Source organism: Pseudomonas sp. TH34, from assembly GCF_016650865.1.
Classification (GTDB): Bacteria; Pseudomonadota; Gammaproteobacteria; order Pseudomonadales; family Pseudomonadaceae; genus Aquipseudomonas; species Aquipseudomonas yamanorum.
In genome coordinates this window covers 35,418-53,036 of sequence record NZ_JAEKFB010000035.1, presented here as the reverse complement: position 1 = coordinate 53,036, position 17,619 = coordinate 35,418, and the positions used below count along the sequence as shown (strand labels likewise).

The window sequence follows — 17,619 nt, the reverse complement described above, 5'->3', positions numbered from 1 at the left end:
CCGCAGGGATTCACTTGCCTTCGCGCGGCTTGCGCCCGAAGCTATACACCTTCAGGAGCCCCCCATGAATCTCGACCACCTCACCGAACGCCTGCACCGCATCCGCGATACCAACGACTGGAAGCAGTTCCACAGCCCCAAGAACCTGGCGATGGCCGCCAGCGTTGAAATGGCCGAGCTGGTGGAGATATTCCAGTGGCTGAGCGAAGACCAGTCGCGCCAGTTGCCCGCCGACAAACTCGCCCACGCCGGCCAGGAAGTGGGCGACATTGTGCTGTACCTGCTGCTGTTGTGCAGCGAATTGGGGTTGGACATGAATCAGGTGGTACAGGCCAAACTGGCCGACAGCGAACGGCGGTTTGCCAAATGAGTGACCGTCATTTCGACCAGCTTGCCACCCGTTTCGCCGAGAAGATCTATGGCGGTGCCAAGGGCGCGATTCGCCTGGCGGTGCTCCAGGCCGACCTGATTGAAGCGCTGCCGGATCGTCCGCTGCGGGTACTGGATATCGGTGCCGGCCTGGGCCATATGTCACTGTGGCTGGCCGAACGCGGCCACGACGTGACCCTGGCCGAACCCGCTGAGCCGATGCTCGAAGGCGCCCGCCAGCGTTTTGCCGAAGCCGGGCAGACCGCCACCTTCATTCAGGCACCCTGGCAAGACCTGCTCGGCCAGCTCACCGAACCCTACGACCTGGTGCTGTGCCACGCCGTGCTGGAATGGCTGGCCGAACCCCACGCGATCCTGCCGGTGCTGCACCAGTTGACGGCGCCCGGTGGCTGGCTGTCCCTGGCGTTCTACAATCGCGATGCGTTGATTTACCGCAACCTGCTCAAAGGCCACTTCCGCAAAATGCGCAAGAACGACATGGCCGGCGAAAAGCAGAGCCTCACGCCGCAGCAACCCCTGGACCCACGGGAGTTGGCGACGCAACTAGAGGGCCTGTGGCAGGTCGAAACCCAAAGTGGCGTGCGGGTGTTCCACGACTATATGCCGGTGGAATTCCAGGCCCGCGCCGAGTTGCTGGATTTGTTGGAGATGGAGCTCGCACATCGTCGTCACCCAAGCTTTGCCGGACTTGGGCGTTATTTGCACTGGATCTGCCGTCCGGTTTAAGCGGCCCAGTCTGCGGAGGTCGAAATGAAGCGCTGTCTTGGACTGATCCTGCTGGGCCTGGGCCTGGCGGGTTGCCAAAGCCCCAACCCGTATGTGGCGGCATCCGCCCCGATGCCGCCGGCCCCTGCCCAGGCGGCCAACACCTTTGATGCCAGCGCCTACCCTGCGCCGGTGCGCGACTATGGCGCCTATCGCAGTTGGGCCTGGCTCAACAACCAACTGCCGGCGGGTTCGGCCTGGGCCGATTCGGCGCAGATCGCCGAGGCCGTCAGCGGCGCCCTCGACCAGCGCGGCCTGCGCCCTTTGCATGACAACCGCGCCCCCGACCTGCTGGTGAGCGCCGATGTGCGCCTGGAAAAGCGCCTGCGCCAGGTTCAGGACGACTATGGCTACGGTTACGGCGGCTATAACCGCTACGGCAACGGCTACGGCATGTACAACAGCGTGCCGGTGGTACGCACCTATGAAGTGACAGTGGCGGTGGCGCGCATCAGCTTGTTCGACGCGCGTACCCGCCAGCCGGTCTGGAGCACCAGCGCCGAAACCACGAGCCAGGGCAGCCTCAGCGAACGCGCCGATTCCCTGCGTGAGGCGATGCAAAAGGCAATGACTGCCTACCCACCCAGTTAGCAGCTATTCTCATCTCAGGCCCGGATCGTCTTTTGGAGAACAACCATGCTTCGTCGTATTGCTGCACTTGCTGTTGTTGTGTTGCTGGGCGGTTGCCAGACCAGCCAGGTCAACCATGATTTCGACGCCAGCCGGGACTTTGGCGCGTACCGCAGTTGGAGTTGGAAAGAACCCGCGCTGCAATACCGCCCGGATGACCCGCGGATCAAGAGTGACCTCACCGAACAGCGCATCCGCCAGGCCGTGGGCGAGCAACTCGACCAGCGTGGCCTGCGCCCTGCGGCGCCGGGTACCAAGGCTGACCTGAATGTGCAGACCTACCTGATCGTCGAAGACCGCCAGCAACAAGTCACCACCAACTACGGCGGCGCCTGGGGTGGCCCGTGGAATGGTTATTGGGGCGCGCCGATGTATAACGAAACCCGCAACATTACCTACAAGGTCGCCACCATCCAGATCGACTTGCTCGACGGCAAGGACGGCAAACTGGTGTGGCGTGGCAGCGATGAGCAAATCCTCGCCAGCTCGCCCGAGCCACGGGACCGTAGTGCCGCTATTCGTGCCACGGTGACCAAGGTGCTGTCCAACTACCCGCCTCATTAATTGCTTGATCAGCCCTCCGCCAGTCGCCGATCTATGGCGACTGGCCTGCAGCCCCCGCCGCTCTTGACTACACTCCCAGGCAACACAGGAGAGTAAGCGCTCGGCAATCTGCCGGCAAAGGAGTGCTCGATGTCTCTTCGACTTCGTTCCGGTCGCCTGCCCGGGTATGCAAGGCAGCGTGGTGCGATTGGCTTGATTGCGGCCGTGACCCTGGGCATCGCCTTGGTATTCCTGTTGCTGGTTATCGATAGCAGTCGCCTGTACCTGGAAAAGCGCAAGTTGCAGTCCGTGGCCGATACGGCAGCCCTGGAGGCTGCCAATCGTGGCGGGCAATGCGCACCGAGCACCACGGCCAACGATTACGCCACGCAGAACGCCACGCGCAATGGCTTCACGATTGTCGCCAACACCCGGGCACTGGCGGTCACCTGCGGCACGTTGGTGACCAATGCCAGCAATCAGCGGGTCTTCAGCGCCAACGCCACTAAAAACGATGCGATTCAGGTGGTAGCCTCCGAGACCGTGGCGACCAGCGTCGCCGGCGGCATATGGAACATGGTCAACGGTACTGCGGTGACCGCGCAGACGACGGTGAATGCAGTGGCGGTCGCCGCACTGGGGCCGCCGCTGGCGTCATTGACCATTCGCAGCACGGCGTTGGTCGTGGATACGAACAACGCGCCCCTGCTTAACGCGCTGACCGGCGGATTGTTGGGCGGCGCCGTGAATCTCTCGGTGGCGGGCTGGAACGGCCTGATCAACACCAATATTTCTTTGCTGAGTTACCTGAACCAACTGAAGCTCGACCTGGGGCTGACGGCCGGTGGTTATACACAGGTACTGGGCAACACCATCGCGGTTGGCCAACTGATTCAGTCGGCAATCAATGTGCTGGACCCCACGCATACATTGTCGGCCACTGCGACCATTGCCAGCCTGCAGGCCCTGAAAGTCGCAGCGGGTGCGACCACGGTGGTGCTGGGCAATGTGCTGTCGGTGGAGAGTGGTGCCAGCGTCGCCGCCCTGGCGGTCAACATGCGGGTGTTCGACCTGATTCAGGGGTTCGTGCAATTGGCCAACAAGCAAAACGGCCTGGTGGCCAGTTTCCCTATCAACTTGCCGGGGGTGGCGCAAATCACTGCCAGCGTCCAGGTGTTGCAGCCGCCACAGCTGTCGGCCATCGGTAACCCGGCGCTTGCCACGGCGGCCGGGCAGAATCCCATGACGGGCCCAAACCGGATTTACGTACAAACGGCTCAGTTACGCACGAAGCTGTCGGTTAACCTGCCGATACTCAACACCGTCTCCACGCTGACTAACGCGGTGACCGGGTTGGTGAGCCCGCTGCTGGGTACGTTGGACGCGCTGCTCAGCCTGAACCTGGTCGGGGTGATCAATTCGTTGACCTGTGCGATCTCGTGTACTTCGCCGGTGTTGCAAGTGCTGCCGCCGCCGGTGGGTATCGATATCGAGCTGGATGCGGCGAGTGCCGCCAGTTGGGTCACCGGTTACAGCTGCGCCAGCCCGACCACTAAAACCCTGACCACGGCCACCAACACATCACTGGTCAATCTGCGGATGGGCCAGATTGCCAGCAGCAGCGTTTTCGGGACTGGCCCTACACCCCCTACGGTGGTGGTGACGCCGTTGAAGATCGTCGATATCGGTACGAAGACCTGCACATTAATTGTGTTCTGCAATCCGGTGGTGATGGGCGTAGGCGGAGGGTTGGGGTTATCGGCCAATATTTCGGCAGGCGGTACCTACAACATTCCCTACACCTACCAATCGCCGAATTTGCCGGAGATTTCCCAGCCACCGTATTACTCCAGCTACAGCACCACCAATATCGTCAGCGGCCTGACCGATCCGGTGAACGGCGTGACGGCCGGGCTTAACCTGAATATGTACGGGCCTACCCCCGGCAACGCGAACCTGCTGGGCAACCTGATCGGCGGCCTTGGATCGGTTTTAAGCGGCGTGACCACGGCGTTGCTCAACGTGTTGAATGCCACGCTGATACCCTTGATCAATTCGTTGGTGAATACCTTGTTGCTGGGGCTGGGAGTCGACCTTAACCAGGTCGGCGTGGGCGCCAACCTCAGTTGCCACTCGGGTAATGCGTATCTGGTGATCTAAACCTCGCTCACCACCGGCAACTCCACACAAAACTTCGCCCCATGTTCACTGTTGGCGACGCTCAACCGGCCGCCCATGTTCTCGACAATGCCATAGCTCACTGATAACCCCAGGCCGGTGCCCACGCCAATCGGCTTGGTGGTGAAGAACGGTTCGAAAATCCGCTCCAGCAGCCGTGGGTCAATCCCGCCGCCGTTGTCCTCGACCCAGATGCGCACGTGACGGCTGTCGTGTTCGATCTGCACCGAGATCCACGGCCGCAGGTCGCGGTCGTGTTCGCGCTTGCTCAGCAGAGCATCGCGGGCGTTGACCATCAGGTTGATCAGCACCTGCTCCAACTGGTCGACGTAGCCTTTGACCTGCACCGCAATGTCCGTCTGCGTCACCCGCAGTTCTATGCCTTTGCCACGCAGGCCTTCAGTGAGCAGCGACAAGGTGCCTTCCACCGCCTGCGCCGGGTTGAAGGGCTGTTGTTCGACTTCAGAGCGGCGGCCGAACACGCGCATATGATCCACCACGCGGGCGGCTCGCTGGACCTGGGAGTCGATGCGCTGGAGTTTTTCCGTCAGGTAGTCGATCTGTGCATCACCGTTGCTCAAGCGCTTGAGCACGTTGACGATGGCCATGCGCATCACATTCAGCGGCTGGTTGATCTCGTGGGCCAGGCCGGTGGCCATTTCGCCGAGGGTGGCCATTTTGGCGCTTTGGGTCAGTTGCTGCTGGGAGCGGCGCACTTCGGTGTTGTCGCGGCCCACGGCCTGCACTTCCTGCAACTGGCCCTGTTCGTCGAATACGCCCCGGTCCGACCACACCCACCAGGCATGTGTGCGCCCCGGCAATTGCAGGCTGATTTCGGCGGTGCTCACGGGGAACTCCGGGGTCAACTGCCGGATGCGCTGCACAAATGCCTCGCGTTGTTCTTCGGACAACCACTGGCTGAGGTTCATGCCCGGCAGTTGTTCAGGCAGGCACTCCATGTAGTTGGCCAGGGGGGTATTACCGAAGGTCAGGGTCAGGTCCGGGCGGTAACGGCAGATCATCGCAGGGGAGTCTTCCACCAGGATTCGATAGCGTTCCTCGCTTTCCTTGACCCGTTGCGCCGCCAGGGTCGTCTCGGTCACATCCAGCCACAGGCCCACGGCTTCCACGGGCAACCCGAGATCGTCGCGTAGCAGTCGGGCTTCATCCAGCAGCCAGTGGTAATCGCCCTGTTTGTCGAGCACTCGGTAGCGACTGCGCACGTTGCCTTCGCGCAGCAGTCGGCGGGTACGGTCGAAGTAGAGGTCGCGGTCTTCGGGGTGGATCCATTGGTTCAGCGTCGCCGGGGTGAAGTCGGCCAGGGTGCGGCCCAGCAGCGGCAGCAGGCTGTCGCTGAAGAACACCGGTTGCAGCGTGCCTTCGACGTAGCGCTGCACGTAGATCACGGCCGGGGAGCTGGCGATCAGGTTGTCCAGGCGTGCGTGGGCGGCGGCGGCCTGTTGAGCCTGGTTTTTTATATCGCTGATGTCGAGCATGAAGCCCACCAGGCGGCGGTGCCCGCCCGAGCCCAGCGCTTGCCCCTGTACGCGGTACCAGATGGGGTTTTGCGTCGGGTCGGTAGGTTGCAGGCGAACGCTGGTGGATAGCGGCTTGCCCAGGGTCTTGAGGTCTTGCAGGCGGCTGGCGAGCTCTTCCCGGTCGGCAGGGTGAATCAGCTTGAGCCACATCGGCAACGAGAGCCGTGTGGTGGACTCGCCGTGGTTGAGGGTGTGCAGCAACTGCGGGGCGAGTTCAATGTCCTCACTGTGGGGGGGCAGTTCCCACCAGCCGGTGCCGAGCAGTCCCTGCAGGGCGTCGAGGCGCTCCAGTTGCTGCTGATGGTGCTGTTCGCGCAGGCGGCCGAGCAACGGTGCGGCGAGGGCGGCGGTCAGTTGCAGCCAGTCACGGTCGCTGGTGTGTTCCTGGCGGCTATAAAGGCCGCACAGCAACCATGCACCCACGCCATGACCATCGTGATAGGGCACCAGAAAACCATCGGTATTGCCAAACAGCCCTTGCAGGCGCGGGTGGTCGCTGTGGCCTCGGTTTACCCCCAGGCTCACCGGCGCTGTACCGCCCAGGCTGTCGAGGCTGGCGCCCAGGGCTTGCCCGTTGCTCCAAAGTGCCGGAGCGTCGTGGGATGTGTAACAGCCCTGGATACACCACTCCTGGCCCTGCTCGTCCAGCAAGGCAATCGCAGTGCAGGGGACGTGCCAGTGCTGGGAGATGGTCTGGAGAGTGTCTTGCAGCACCTCGGGCAGGCGCGTCAGGCTGCAGACCCGTAGTTGCTCGCTGATCTGGTCGTTTACGCGCTGATTGTGTTCGCGTCGCTGAGTCAGTTGGCGATGGGCAATCAGGTCGCCAATGTCCAGCAATTGAAGGAGCCAAGCCTTGCCCTCGGGTTGAACCCAGCCGCGGGTATGCAGGGTTTGCCCGGCAAGCCCTTTGAACTCCAGGTCCAGGCTTTGCCCCTGCCAGTCGCCGGGCGTGCCTTCAATCACCAGGCTGCTCATCGGCGTGAGGTATTCGAGCAGCAAGGCAGGCTGGTGCGGTTGCGCGGCGGGCTGTTCCAGCCGATGGCGCAGCGGGCCCTGGATGTCCAGCACGCGGCCTTGGGCGTCCAGGTAGAACAACAGGGCGGCGGTGGTGGGCAGTGCTGCCGGCGCGTCCGCATCCAGGTGGTTGCCACGGCCGAGCAGGCGGCCGAACAATTTATCCCCTGAGGTCAAAACTGCATGCTCGATTGGGCCGAAAGCGTGGGAGGCAGGGCGGGGACGGTCCCAAAGCCTGGCAGTACCAGAAACGGCAACACGTTCTGAAGGCTGGACGTTGGATAGTTGATTTGCACCGTCAGCAGCGAGCTCGCGCTATAGGTTGCCGTGACATACGTGGGCAGGAACTTGAACGACGAGGGGATCCAGGACAATTGTGCCTGCGCCGCGGCGACGGCCTGATTGGGCAGTGCCGTTATGTAGTTAGGCGTGGAGGGGTCCAGCGCGACGCTACGCCTTACGCCTTCAGCGGCGGCTTGGGTAAAGGACTGCATCAACAGTAACGGCAGGCTGTAGCTGACCAGACCATAAAACACGGCAAAAAAAATCATGAAGACCATCGCGAACTCCAGCGCGGCGGCACCTTTTTGCTTTCTAGGGAGGCCTTTTTTCATGACTCGTCTACCCTGACTACCACTACCTGATATCAGCATAGAATCAATCAGCAAAAAGGGATTTTTTTTACGTGATTCAAAGCCTCGTCCTATTCGTTTGGCTGGCGCTGTGCGCTGTGCAAGATATCCGTCTACGTCAGATCTCCAACCGCTTGACCCTCGGCGCAGGCTTGCTGGCGCTGGTTTACCTGCTCTGGAGCGGTACCACCTGGCTCGGCGCGCCTGCCGCCGAGGGTGGCGGGGCATTTGCCCTGGCGCTGTTGTTTACCCTGCCGGGTTACGCGCTGGGCCGTCTGGGGGCCGGTGACGTGAAGTTGATCGCAGCATTGGGGCTGGCGACCAACTACCTCTACGTATTGGGCACTTTCATCGGCGCAGGCCTCGCCAGCGCGGCTTGGCTGCTGCTGGCCCCCAGGCTGTGGCCGCTGATGAATCAAGGGCTTAAGAACACCTTGCAGTACCTGCATCCGGAACGCTCGGCCAGACAGCCGTTCGTGCCGTTTTTATGGGTCGGGTTTTGCCTGGCCTGGCTTTGGATCCCATTAGTCGCCACGTAGGCTATCGCTATGTACATAGTAGGAAAGTACGTCTACGTTTATGGGTATGTTGTATAGGAAAGTGGTCGGAATGGATCGGTCGGTCTTTGGCTTGCCCAGGCATGGAGTAGCGCGTGAACAAGCTTACCTCTGAAGTGAAAGTGCTCGTTGTCGATGATCAGCCCCTGATCGTGGAAGAGCTTTGCGAATTTCTTGAAAGCAACGGTTACCGTTGCGTCCCTTGTGCCTCCAGCCAGCAAGCCATCGAGCGTTTTCGCGACGATGCCGAGATCGGCCTGGTGCTGTGCGATCTGCATATGCCGGACATGGATGGCATCGAACTGGTCCAGGCCCTGCAACGTCTGGCCGGCAAGCAACGGGTGTTTGAGGCCATCATGTTGACGGGGCGTGCGGACAAGCAAGACGTGATCAAGGCCCTGCGTGCCGGGATTGCCGATTACTACCAGAAGCCAATCAATCTGGGCGAATTGCTTGAAGGGTTGCAACGCCAGGTTGTGGCGCTGCAAGACCGGCAGAAAAACCTCGACCTGGGGCATCTGAACCAGAAGCTGCAGTTTCTCTCGGCGTCCATCGACGATCTTTATCATGACCTCGACAAGGTGCGCAGCAGCCCGCAGTCGACCCTGTCGAATGAAGCCGATGGCGAAGTCAGCGACACTGACCGCGTTGAAATACCGGCGATCTTCAATCAGTTGTCCCCACGCCAGTTGGATGTCGCCAGGCTGGTAGGCAAGGGCCAGACCAACTATCAGATTGCCTGTGAGCTGGGCATCACCGAAAACACGGTGAAACTCTACGTGTCCCAGGTGCTGCGCCTGACCCATATGCACAACCGCACCCAGTTGGCGCTGGCGCTATCGCCGAATAACTCACCGGCACGCCAGCGCGTGACTGCCCACTAGTTACTGCTGCCGCCGCCTGGGGTGTTGCCGCCCTGTTTCTGGTCGTAATACTCAGGAATAGGGTGTTTGTAACTCTCCAGCAGGCGTTGCATGGTCAGGTCACGTTCAGCGGGCGTGGCCTTTTGCAGGTGGGTGGATGCTTGTTCGCCGCTGACTTGCAGTTGCAGCCAGCCTTCGGTCTGTTTTTGCTGTGGCGAGGAAGGTCCTGGTTCAATAGCCAGCGCCGTCAGCGGCAGGCTGGCGAACAGCAGAGTGGCGAGCCGTGTGAGTTTCATCCTGTGTACTCCCTTCAAACCTATTTGACCGGCGCTTGCAGTGCGTCGCTTACGGTTGCGACCTGGTCTTTGGGTGGTGTCGCCGGTGAGGCCGGTGCCTTGAGTTGCTGCGCCCGGGCTTGGGCTTGCGTCACTTGTTCCGGGCTCAGGCCCATGCGGCTGGCCACTTGTGCGGCTTGTTCCCAATTGTCCTGATAGATCATCAGCGTCACCAGATTGATGGCCGCCAATTGATCACTCTGCTTGAGCTCCATGGCTGTGAGGAATTCGAAGCGTGCGTCTTCCAGGCGCCTTTGATTGAGGTACACAACACCCAGGTCGTTACGGATTTTCTCGTCGGTGGGCGACATCCTGGCCGCGCGTTGCAAGTGCGCCATGGCTTGGCCGTTGTCCCCCCTGGCAGCTGCCAGCTGCCCAAGGCCGTGCTCGCCTTCGGCGGCCATGCAGGTGCCGAGCAGGCTGCGGTACAGCGGTTCGGCTTCGCTGCGGCCCAGCAGGCGGTACACCTTGGCCTGGCGCTGGCGTACCTGGGGCAGGTTGTCCGGCAGGTTTTGCAGGTTGGCCAGGCTGGCGTGAAGCTTGCCCTCGTTGGCCATGTCGTCGGCCAGGTTCAGTGACAACTCCTGATTGGAGTTGGGCTTTGCACAACTGCCTTGCGCGCTGAAGCCCGCCCACGGCAGTTGCCCGTTGCTGGCACAACCGCCTAACAACAACAGGCTGCAGGCGATCATCAATGTCTTCATTGCATGTCCTCTCAAGGCGCGAAGGCTTTGGCGATGGCGATAAAGCCAGGGCCGGCCAGTACGATCAGTAACGCAGGAAACAGGAACAGCATCATCACCACGGACATCTTGGCGGACATCTTGGAGATGTATTCCTGCAAGCGGGTCAGGCGCCGGTCATCCAGCAGTTGCTTGAGCGACTGCAGGGACTTCATCGCACCACCGCCCTGATGCAGCAGTTGCTGGAGGATCAGGCACGTGTCGCTGAGCTCATCGACGGCCAGCATCTCGCTGGCCTTGTTCAACTCCTCGCCCAACTCCAGCCCGGAATCGACGCGTGCCAGCACCAGGCGCAGTTCGGCGGTCAGCACCGGCAACAGTTTCTGCGCGTCGTAGGCCATGACCCTGAGCGCCTGCTCTACGGCCATGCCTGACTCAAACAGAATGCGCACCAGGGGAATGAAGGTTGCCACTTCCCGGGCGATTTTGTCCTGGCGCCTTTTGGCGAGTGAAACCAGGATTCGCTTGGGCAGCAGGTAGCCGATGATCAGGGCCAGCAGGGGGATCACCCACCCATGCTCGGTGCCGGGAAAAAACAGCTCCAGTGCCAGCGCGGTCAGGCCCATCAGAAGTATCGGCGAAGCGATCTGGCAGGCGGCGAACATCGAACGCTGGCTGGCCTTTCTCCAGCCCATGCGGTTGAGCAGGGTTTGGGTTTCGTTATCGAGGCTGACGGTGCGCTGGCCGATCCGGGTGCTGCCCAGTTGGTGCAACCACTCACTCATTTTGTCGTTACGGCTTGGCTCGCCTTGCAGCCTTTGGGTGACCAGGCGTTGCTGACGACGACTGCTCAAGATGTTGGTCACCAGCAGCAATAACGCGGCAAGAAACAATACGGCACTGATCACTATCGCCATCTCAGATACTCCGCAACATGCGCCACAGCGCCACGCAGCCGATGACTTGCAAGGCGAACGCACCGAGCATCAGGCGTTGGCCGCTGTGGTCATCCCACATGGCCATCAGGTACACCGGATTAACGATCAGGAAGTAGCCCGCAACACTCACCGGCAGCACTGCGAGCACCAATGCGGTCACCCGGGTTTCACCCGTCATGGCGCGTAATTGCCGTGCGCCCTGGTCGCGCTCGCGAATCATCTTGATCAGGTTTTCCAGCAGCTCGCTGGCGTTGCCTCCGTAGCGGTGGTTAACCTTGAGGCCCAGGGCAAACAGGCGCAGTTCATCCTGTTCATAAAATTCGGCATAGTCATGAGCGGCCTCTGGCAGGCTGACACCCAGTTGCACATTGCGCTTGATGCGGCCCATGGATTTTTTCAACGGGTCGTCACTGGCATCGATGCCGCTCAGGATGGCGTCCGCCAGGGTGCGTCCGGATTTGAGGCTGCGCACTGCGTGGTCGAGCAACTGCGGCAGTTGCTCGACCATTCGGCGCAGCCGGCGCTGGTAGCGTACGGCGATGTACAGGCGCAGTGCCAAGGGCGGTGCCGCCACCATGACAAACAGGCCTATCCACTCGCCTACCAGCCACCCCAGCAGGGCACCGAAGGCCCAAAGGCTCAGCCACAGGCCCAGGCGTTCGGTCGGCCTGCCAAGGCCTGCACGGATAAAGGTGCGTTCCAGGCGGGTGGCTACTGTGTTGTCTTTCAGGGACTGGGGTTGCCCTTCGGCCAAGCGCTCCAACACCCTGTCGGTCTGGGCCTTGCGCAAACCGTTGCGCATCAGGCCTATCCCCAGCACCAGAAGGGCCACGGCGAGCAGGCTAAGCAGAATCGGACCGATCATGGGATGGCCTCCTAACCCGGCAGGTGACTTTCTTGGCGCAACTTGTCACCGGCCGGGTTGACGGCTTCCCGCAGGAAGCCGAAGCCGGTGCGCTTGTCGTGGCGGAACAGGGTATTGGTGACATACACGTCCTCGCGTATGCCCACCACTTCCACCACTTCGCTGACACAGCGGCGGCCATCGGGCAGGCGCGTCAGCTGGATCACGACATCCAGGGCCGCGCAAATCATTTGCCGCAGGGTTTTTTCCGCCACCACCCGCCCTGTGAGACCCACCAGGGTTTCCAGTCGCAGCAACGCGTCCTGGGCATTGTTGGCGTGGACGGTACTCATTGATCCGTCGTGGCCGGTGTTCATGGCGGTCAACACATCGATGACTTCCACGCCCCGGATCTCTCCGAGGATGATCCGGTCGGGCCGCATCCGCAGGGCGTTGCGGATCAAGTCACTGGCTTTCACCTCACCATGGCCCTCAGCGTTGGGCGGCCGGGTTTCCAGGCGCACGACGTGGGGATGGCCCAGCTGCAACTCGGCCACGTCTTCGATGGTGACCAGGCGCTCGCGAGGGTTGATCAACTGGCTGAGAATGTTCAGCAGTGTGGTTTTACCGGTGCCGGTACCACCGCTGATCAGGATGTTGCAGCGCTTGCCGACGGCGTCCTGGAAGAATTCGAAAATCCCTTGGTCGATGGTTTGCATGGCTACCAGGTCGCTGCTCTTCAGCATGTCTTTGCGAAACTTTCGAATCGACAGGCAGGGGCCGTCCAGGGCAATCGGCGGGATGATCGCATTGACCCGGCTGCCATCGGGCAGGCGCGCATCCACCATCGGCGACGACTCATCCAGCCGGCGTCCCAGGGGCGCTAGGATGCGCTGCATGACCCGCTCCACATGGTGGTCGTCAATGAAGCGCAAATCACTTTGTTGCAGCAGGCCATCGCGCTCGACGAACACCCGGTGCGGGCCGTTGACCAGGATCTCAGTGACCGTCGGGTCCCGCAGCAGTACTTCCAGCGGGCCGAAACCGGTCAGTTCATCGACGATCTCTTCGGCCAGGCGTTCCATCTCGTAGCGGGAAATCGCCAGGTGCATACGTGTGATGTATTCGGCGACCTTGTCGATCACGAACTGCGCCAGGGATTGGCGTGAGCTCTCCAGGAGGTTTTTTCCCGACTCTTCGATGGCATCGATGATGTAGCGATGCAGCACCAGTTTCAGGCCGTCGTGATCGGTGTTGCCGGCGCTACCGCGCGGGGTAACGCCAAACAGCTTCTCGCCGTTCATTTGGTCCTCAGAAGGCGGTTAAGCCAGTTGGTGGAGGGTTTTTCCAGGCCTTCGGAGCGTTTTGCCAGGCGCTCGCCCAAGGCACGCAGCGCTTGCGTCAGGCTTTCCCGCGGGGCCAGTGAGAATAAGGTTTGCGCCTGGTTTTTGGCACTCAGGCGAACTTCCGGGCTCAGGGGCAATACGGCGATCACTTCCAGCCCGAAGCTTTTGCCCAGCGCCTCCGAGTCGGGGGCGGCACCTTTGAGGTAGCGGTCGACCAGCAGCCGGGCATGGTCCAGCTTCATGCCTTTTTCTCGCCACAGGTTGAGTACCGCCAGGTTACGGCGGCAGTCCGGTACGCTTTGGTCGGTACACCACAATAGTTTGTCGCAATGGCTTACAAAGGTGCGCAAGGCTTCGCTGTCGGGTTGGCCGGTCAGGTTCACCACGATGTGCTGGAAGTGCTGGCGCAGGGCACTGAGCAACATGTACAGCTCGGCTGCACTGGTGCGGTCCAGCGGCTCATCGTTATTGTGATAGGCGAGAATGCGCAGGCCGGCTTCGGCCGAGGTGAAGGCGCTGTTGATCAGGGTGGAGTCCAGGCGTCGCAAGTGGCGCAGGGCGTCGCCGAAATGGAAAGAGCTTTCGAGCCCCAGCAGCGCCAGGCTGTCAGCGAGAGGCAGGCCCAGGTCGAGCAACAACGTTTGCTGCCCGCTTTTTTGCACCACCAACGCCAGGTGGCTGGCGATCAGCGCACCGTCGGCATTGCCTTGGGTGCCGTAGAGTACGGTCAGCCCGCCCAAGTGGGCATTCGGGGTAACGGCCGGCAAGCGTTTGCTCAGGCGCCGAACCAGGCCGGCAACCTCACTGGCGCGCGAGCCGTAGGCGACGAAATCCCGCGCACCGGCACGCATCGCGTTCAGCACAAGCTGGTTGTCCATGCCATCGCCCAAGGCCACGATGGCAAGCAGAGGCTTGGCCTCCAGGGCGCCTTCGATCAGGGCGCACTGGGTGGTCACGTGTTCACGGTCCAGGCCAATAAACACCAGGTTGGCAAACGTCACGTCCACCAGTGCCAGCAGTTCGTCGAGGCTGCCGGCGCCGGCGCTGACCACCTGTCCCAAGGGCGCAAGCGCCCCCTGAAGCCATTCCAGATCCGTGGTGTTGCGGGTAATTGCCAAAAAGGTCTGGCTCAGGCTTTCGCTCATTCGGACAGTCCACTGCGGCGGTCGAAATTACCGTTTTCGAGGAAATACAGGCGGTACCAGTTCGGGTCGTAATTGCGCAGTTTTTCACCCGGCAATGAGGGCAGCTTGGCGTTGGCGGCCAGCGGCTGTACCAGGTGCGGGGTGACGATCATAAGCAGCTCTTTTTCCTGGCGGCTGACGTTGGAGTCGCGAAAGAACGCACCGAGGATCGGGATGTCCCCCAGGCCGGGGAATTTGCTGACGCTTGAGGTGTTGTTGGTGCTGATCAGGCCGCTGATCACGAAGCTTTCGCCGTCGGCCAGGGAGATGCTGGTGTCGGTGCGCCGGACCGTCAGTGCTGGCACCGAGATACCCTGGATAGTGACTGCGTTGCTGTAGTCCAGCTCACTGACCTCTGGCGCGACCTTCAGGGAAATTCGCCCATGGTCGATGACGGTCGGGGTCAGGGTCAGGCGGATGCCGAACTCCTTGTATTCGATGGAGATGGTGTTGCTGCCGCTGCTGGGCACCGGGATCGGCACTTCACCACCGGCGAGGAAGGTCGCACTTTGCCCGCTGAGCGCCACCAGGCTCGGACGGGCCAGGGTGTAGGCGAACCCGCTGCTTTCAAGGGCGTTGATCATGGCCGAGACACGGCCGCCGCCGAAGCCGATGTTGAAGGTGTCATTGTTCACCGGCAGCCCGCGAAATCCCGTGGCCGCCGCGTTGGCGATATTGTTGGGAGCGCCGAACAAAAAGTTGCCGCCCCGGCCAAAGATCGAGGTACTGGCTTCCTTGAGTTTGGTGCGGCTCACTTCCACAAAGCGGATGTCGGTTTGCACCTGGCTGGGCAACGTCGGGTCATCGGACGGCGACAGGGCCAGGCTGGTCAGGGCGGACGTGGCCTTGCCCTGGACGAACACCATGCTCTGGCGCGGGCTGCTGGAACAGGCCGTCCAGACCATCAGGCTGGTGGTGCCGGAGGCGACGCCAGTGAGCAGGAACGCCTGGTTGCCATTGACCTGCACGTCGGCCACTTTTGGATCGCCAATGGCCAGCCGCGTAATCGGTACCGGCGATTGGATCGCCTGTTGAGCGCCTTCACCCACCTCCAGTACCGCCGGCAGTTGGCCCAGGCCTGTGCAGTTGCCGGACGCCGCCAGCGCCACCTCGACAGGCAGGCTCAAGGCGAAGAGACCCCAGAGTACTCGTGAAAAAAAACACACGGAACGACTGCTCATTCAAGGCATCCTTAGCTCTTTCAGGGCGTTTGTTGAGTCACCTGGTTGCCGCGTATTACCTCGACCCCCGAGCGTTTTGGAGCGCCATTGGCTGGGCCGATGCTGTTGAGGGGCACCGGGCTGAAGGACAGTTGGTTGAACTGATAGAGATCGCGCTTGGTGTTTTCCAGGTTGATCGCGGACTCCGTTTCACCGGCCCAGTACTGGCTCAGCAATTGTTCGTCGGCGCTGCGTACGGCCAGGCGCAATACGCCGGATTGGGCGGCGAGCATCAGCCGGCTCATGAGCTGCTCCGGTACGGCGAGGACGACCGTACGTGCGCTGGCACGACTCTGTTGTGCCTTGAGTTTTTCATCCGCGGTGGTCGGTGGTACAGAGCCTGGCTGGCCATCGTTGGTCAGCCCCAATTGGTCGCCCACACTCAGCAGACGCAAGGCGGGCACGATGACTTGTGCAGACTGCTGCGGGTTGCCGCCTTCCTGACGCAGGAAGAGCAGGACGTCCACATAGTCGCCCGGGGTCAGTTGCCCGCCGGCACCGATCACTTCATCCACCGCTACGGCGAGGGCGCGCTCGTTGGGACGGATCATCCGCGCCAGGGTGCCGCCGGGGTTGAAGCTTTCCTCCGTCAGCCAGGTACCGGCCGACAGCGGCCGCCAAGGAACTTTGCCCACGGCCTGGTCGAGGCGGGTCAGGCTGCCGGCAGGTACGGTGCGCAGTCTTTCCAGGACCAGGTCGGCGGCGGTGAGCTCAACAAAAGGTGCAACGTCATGGGCCAGGACCACCACCGGTTGGCGTGTCTGGTCTTCGGTGACGGGCTGCACCACTTCAGGTGATTGGGCCACGGGCGGGGGGACAGGGGCAGGGCGGCTGAGAACCAGGCCCCAGTAGCCTGCAATCAGTGCACCTACCAATAGCAGCCCGGCGAGGATCAAGCTAATCCGACTGTTCATGAAGGCTCTCCCTTTCCTGCTGCATCCACTGCGCTTTCCTACTAATGCCTGCGTATTCGGATCGCTTCGAGCTTCTAACTATTTCGCTATTTGAAGGTAGTTCAGCTAGGACAAAACGCCATTACCGGGCGAAAAATATCTCCAGAACCTCTGCAAAAGTTGGATTTTTGGCGTCAGCCCGCCGACTAATACTTTGTGATTAATCAGTTCTTACAGTTGTTGGTATGGGGTTTGTTGACAATGCTCTAGTGGCACACCGAAATCATTTTTGTGATGCCGCGATACCAGCGCCGTTGGCGCAAAGGAGAAGTCATTATGTTCCTTGATCTTATTCGCATGGGTTTCATCAAAGTCCAGGTTTTTTTCTATTCGAAAGAGGGCGCGTCGGGTATCGAGTATGCTCTGGTAGCGGCGATGGTTGCGGTGGCGCTGGCTGCTTTTATTACACCCATCCGGACGGCGATAACCGGCGTCTTTACTGCGATACAGGCTGCCATTCACACCTGACCCCTGGTCCTCGCGCAAGCACGTGCAGGTTCCGCTGAATGATCTATTGCGTATCAGGCATTTTCCCATGAACGCCTCTTTGTCTCCCCGGCAACAAATCCTTTTGGTGGATGACGAAGAGGACGCCCTTATTGAACTGGCGGAGTCGCTGGAGAATGAGGGCTTTGTCTGTTTTACCGCCACCTCGGTCACCTTCGCTTTGCAGGAGCTGACCCTGCACCCCGATATCGCCCTGGTGATCACCGACCTGCGCATGCCCGAGGAGAGTGGTATTTCCTTGATCAAGCGCCTGCGCGAACACACCGCTCGCCAGCACCTGCCGGTGATCGTCATGTCTGGCCATGCCGAGATGGATGATGTCAGCGACATGCTGCGCTTGCAGGTGCTGGACCTGTTTCGCAAGCCGATCTATCTGGTGCGCCTGATCGACACCCTCAACAACCTCTTCCCCATCCCGAAAATCAGACTGATGTAGGAGCGAGCTTGCTCGCGAAAAACGTCAACGATAACGCGGGCAGTCTGGTTCCCCGCGTTGTCT

The 17,619-nt window shown here is 61.2% G+C and carries 19 protein-coding genes; 9 read left to right on the top strand and 10 right to left on the bottom strand.

The window, feature by feature from the left end; genetic code table 11:
* Positions 1–64 precede the first annotated feature (64 nt).
* The 5 genes from JFU58_RS29625 (at position 65) to JFU58_RS29605 (ending at position 4,488) form a co-directional block, all read left to right on the top strand.
* Positions 65–370, top strand: coding sequence for a MazG-like family protein (locus tag JFU58_RS29625; protein WP_177025949.1), 306 nt, complete (start codon positions 65–67; stop codon positions 368–370).
* Positions 367–1,116, top strand: a complete 750-nt coding sequence (locus tag JFU58_RS29620) for a methyltransferase domain-containing protein (RefSeq protein WP_003212930.1) — start codon at positions 367–369, stop codon at positions 1,114–1,116. The genes JFU58_RS29625 and JFU58_RS29620 overlap by 4 nt, the downstream gene beginning before the upstream one ends.
* A 24-nt stretch (positions 1,117–1,140) precedes the next feature.
* On the top strand, positions 1,141–1,746 hold the full coding sequence (locus tag JFU58_RS29615; RefSeq protein ID WP_063033315.1) for a DUF4136 domain-containing protein: 606 nt from the start codon (positions 1,141–1,143) through the stop codon (positions 1,744–1,746).
* Positions 1,747–1,791: 45 nt separating this feature from the next.
* Complete coding sequence (locus tag JFU58_RS29610) at positions 1,792–2,349, top strand: DUF4136 domain-containing protein (protein WP_063033314.1); 558 nt, start codon at positions 1,792–1,794, stop codon at positions 2,347–2,349.
* 129 nt (positions 2,350–2,478) lie between these two features.
* Complete coding sequence (locus JFU58_RS29605; protein WP_172834533.1) at positions 2,479–4,488, top strand: pilus assembly protein TadG-related protein; 2,010 nt, start codon at positions 2,479–2,481, stop codon at positions 4,486–4,488.
* Here JFU58_RS29605 and JFU58_RS29600 read toward each other — a convergent pair.
* Together JFU58_RS29600 and JFU58_RS29595 are read right to left on the bottom strand one after the other, a co-directional pair.
* Positions 4,485–7,235, bottom strand: coding sequence for a PAS domain-containing sensor histidine kinase (locus JFU58_RS29600; protein ID WP_201142976.1), 2,751 nt, complete (start codon positions 7,233–7,235; stop codon positions 4,485–4,487). The two genes, JFU58_RS29605 and JFU58_RS29600, sit on opposite strands and share 4 nt — an antisense overlap.
* Entirely contained in the window at positions 7,232–7,672 is a 441-nt protein-coding gene (locus tag JFU58_RS29595) for a TadE/TadG family type IV pilus assembly protein (RefSeq protein WP_201142975.1), read from the bottom strand. Before JFU58_RS29595 ends, JFU58_RS29600 begins: the two co-directional genes overlap by 4 nt.
* 71 nt (positions 7,673–7,743) lie before the next feature.
* Here JFU58_RS29595 and JFU58_RS29590 point away from each other — a divergent pair, with 71 nt between their 5' ends.
* Positions 7,744–8,229: a prepilin peptidase gene (locus JFU58_RS29590; RefSeq protein ID WP_026078099.1), complete on the top strand. Its 486-nt coding sequence runs from the start codon at positions 7,744–7,746 to the stop codon at positions 8,227–8,229.
* 113 nt (positions 8,230–8,342) lie between these two features.
* Positions 8,343–9,131, top strand: a complete 789-nt coding sequence (locus JFU58_RS29585; RefSeq protein ID WP_063033310.1) for a response regulator transcription factor — start codon at positions 8,343–8,345, stop codon at positions 9,129–9,131.
* Here JFU58_RS29585 and JFU58_RS29580 read toward each other — a convergent pair.
* Genes JFU58_RS29580 through cpaB form a run of 8 tightly spaced genes read right to left on the bottom strand, consistent with a single transcriptional unit; the run spans position 9,128 to position 16,574 of the window.
* Positions 9,128–9,406: a DUF3613 domain-containing protein gene (locus JFU58_RS29580; protein ID WP_063033309.1), complete on the bottom strand. Its 279-nt coding sequence runs from the start codon at positions 9,404–9,406 to the stop codon at positions 9,128–9,130. The genes JFU58_RS29585 and JFU58_RS29580 overlap by 4 nt on opposite strands.
* A gap of 20 nt (positions 9,407–9,426) precedes the next feature.
* Positions 9,427–10,149 carry a tetratricopeptide repeat protein gene (locus JFU58_RS29575; protein WP_063033308.1) on the bottom strand — a complete coding sequence of 241 codons (723 nt, stop codon included), beginning with the start codon at positions 10,147–10,149 and terminating at the stop codon, positions 9,427–9,429.
* 11 nt (positions 10,150–10,160) lie between these two features.
* Positions 10,161–11,045 (bottom strand): type II secretion system F family protein, encoded by an 885-nt coding sequence (locus JFU58_RS29570; RefSeq protein ID WP_063033307.1) that lies wholly within the window; start codon positions 11,043–11,045, stop codon positions 10,161–10,163.
* Between the two features lies 1 nt (position 11,046).
* Positions 11,047–11,931: a type II secretion system F family protein gene (locus JFU58_RS29565; protein WP_063033306.1), complete on the bottom strand. Its 885-nt coding sequence runs from the start codon at positions 11,929–11,931 to the stop codon at positions 11,047–11,049.
* Between the two features lie 11 nt (positions 11,932–11,942).
* The gene (locus JFU58_RS29560; protein ID WP_063033305.1) at positions 11,943–13,214 is read right to left on the bottom strand and encodes a CpaF family protein; all 1,272 of its coding nucleotides are present in this window, start codon (positions 13,212–13,214) and stop codon (positions 11,943–11,945) included.
* The gene (locus tag JFU58_RS29555; RefSeq protein ID WP_177025954.1) at positions 13,211–14,401 is read right to left on the bottom strand and encodes a pilus assembly protein; all 1,191 of its coding nucleotides are present in this window, start codon (positions 14,399–14,401) and stop codon (positions 13,211–13,213) included. The genes JFU58_RS29560 and JFU58_RS29555 overlap by 4 nt, the downstream gene beginning before the upstream one ends.
* Positions 14,398–15,621, bottom strand: a complete 1,224-nt coding sequence (locus JFU58_RS29550; RefSeq protein ID WP_201142974.1) for a type II and III secretion system protein family protein — start codon at positions 15,619–15,621, stop codon at positions 14,398–14,400. The genes JFU58_RS29555 and JFU58_RS29550 overlap by 4 nt, the downstream gene beginning before the upstream one ends.
* 20 nt (positions 15,622–15,641) lie before the next feature.
* Positions 15,642–16,574, bottom strand: a complete 933-nt coding sequence (gene cpaB, locus JFU58_RS29545; RefSeq protein ID WP_063033302.1) for a Flp pilus assembly protein CpaB — start codon at positions 16,572–16,574, stop codon at positions 15,642–15,644.
* A gap of 315 nt (positions 16,575–16,889) precedes the next feature.
* On the opposite strand from cpaB, the gene JFU58_RS29540 reads away from it, so the two are divergent.
* Together JFU58_RS29540 and JFU58_RS29535 are read left to right on the top strand one after the other, a co-directional pair.
* Positions 16,890–17,081, top strand: coding sequence for a Flp family type IVb pilin (locus tag JFU58_RS29540; protein WP_063033301.1), 192 nt, complete (start codon positions 16,890–16,892; stop codon positions 17,079–17,081).
* 67 nt (positions 17,082–17,148) lie between these two features.
* Complete coding sequence (locus tag JFU58_RS29535; protein WP_017478453.1) at positions 17,149–17,556, top strand: response regulator; 408 nt, start codon at positions 17,149–17,151, stop codon at positions 17,554–17,556.
* Positions 17,557–17,619: the final 63 nt, after the last annotated feature.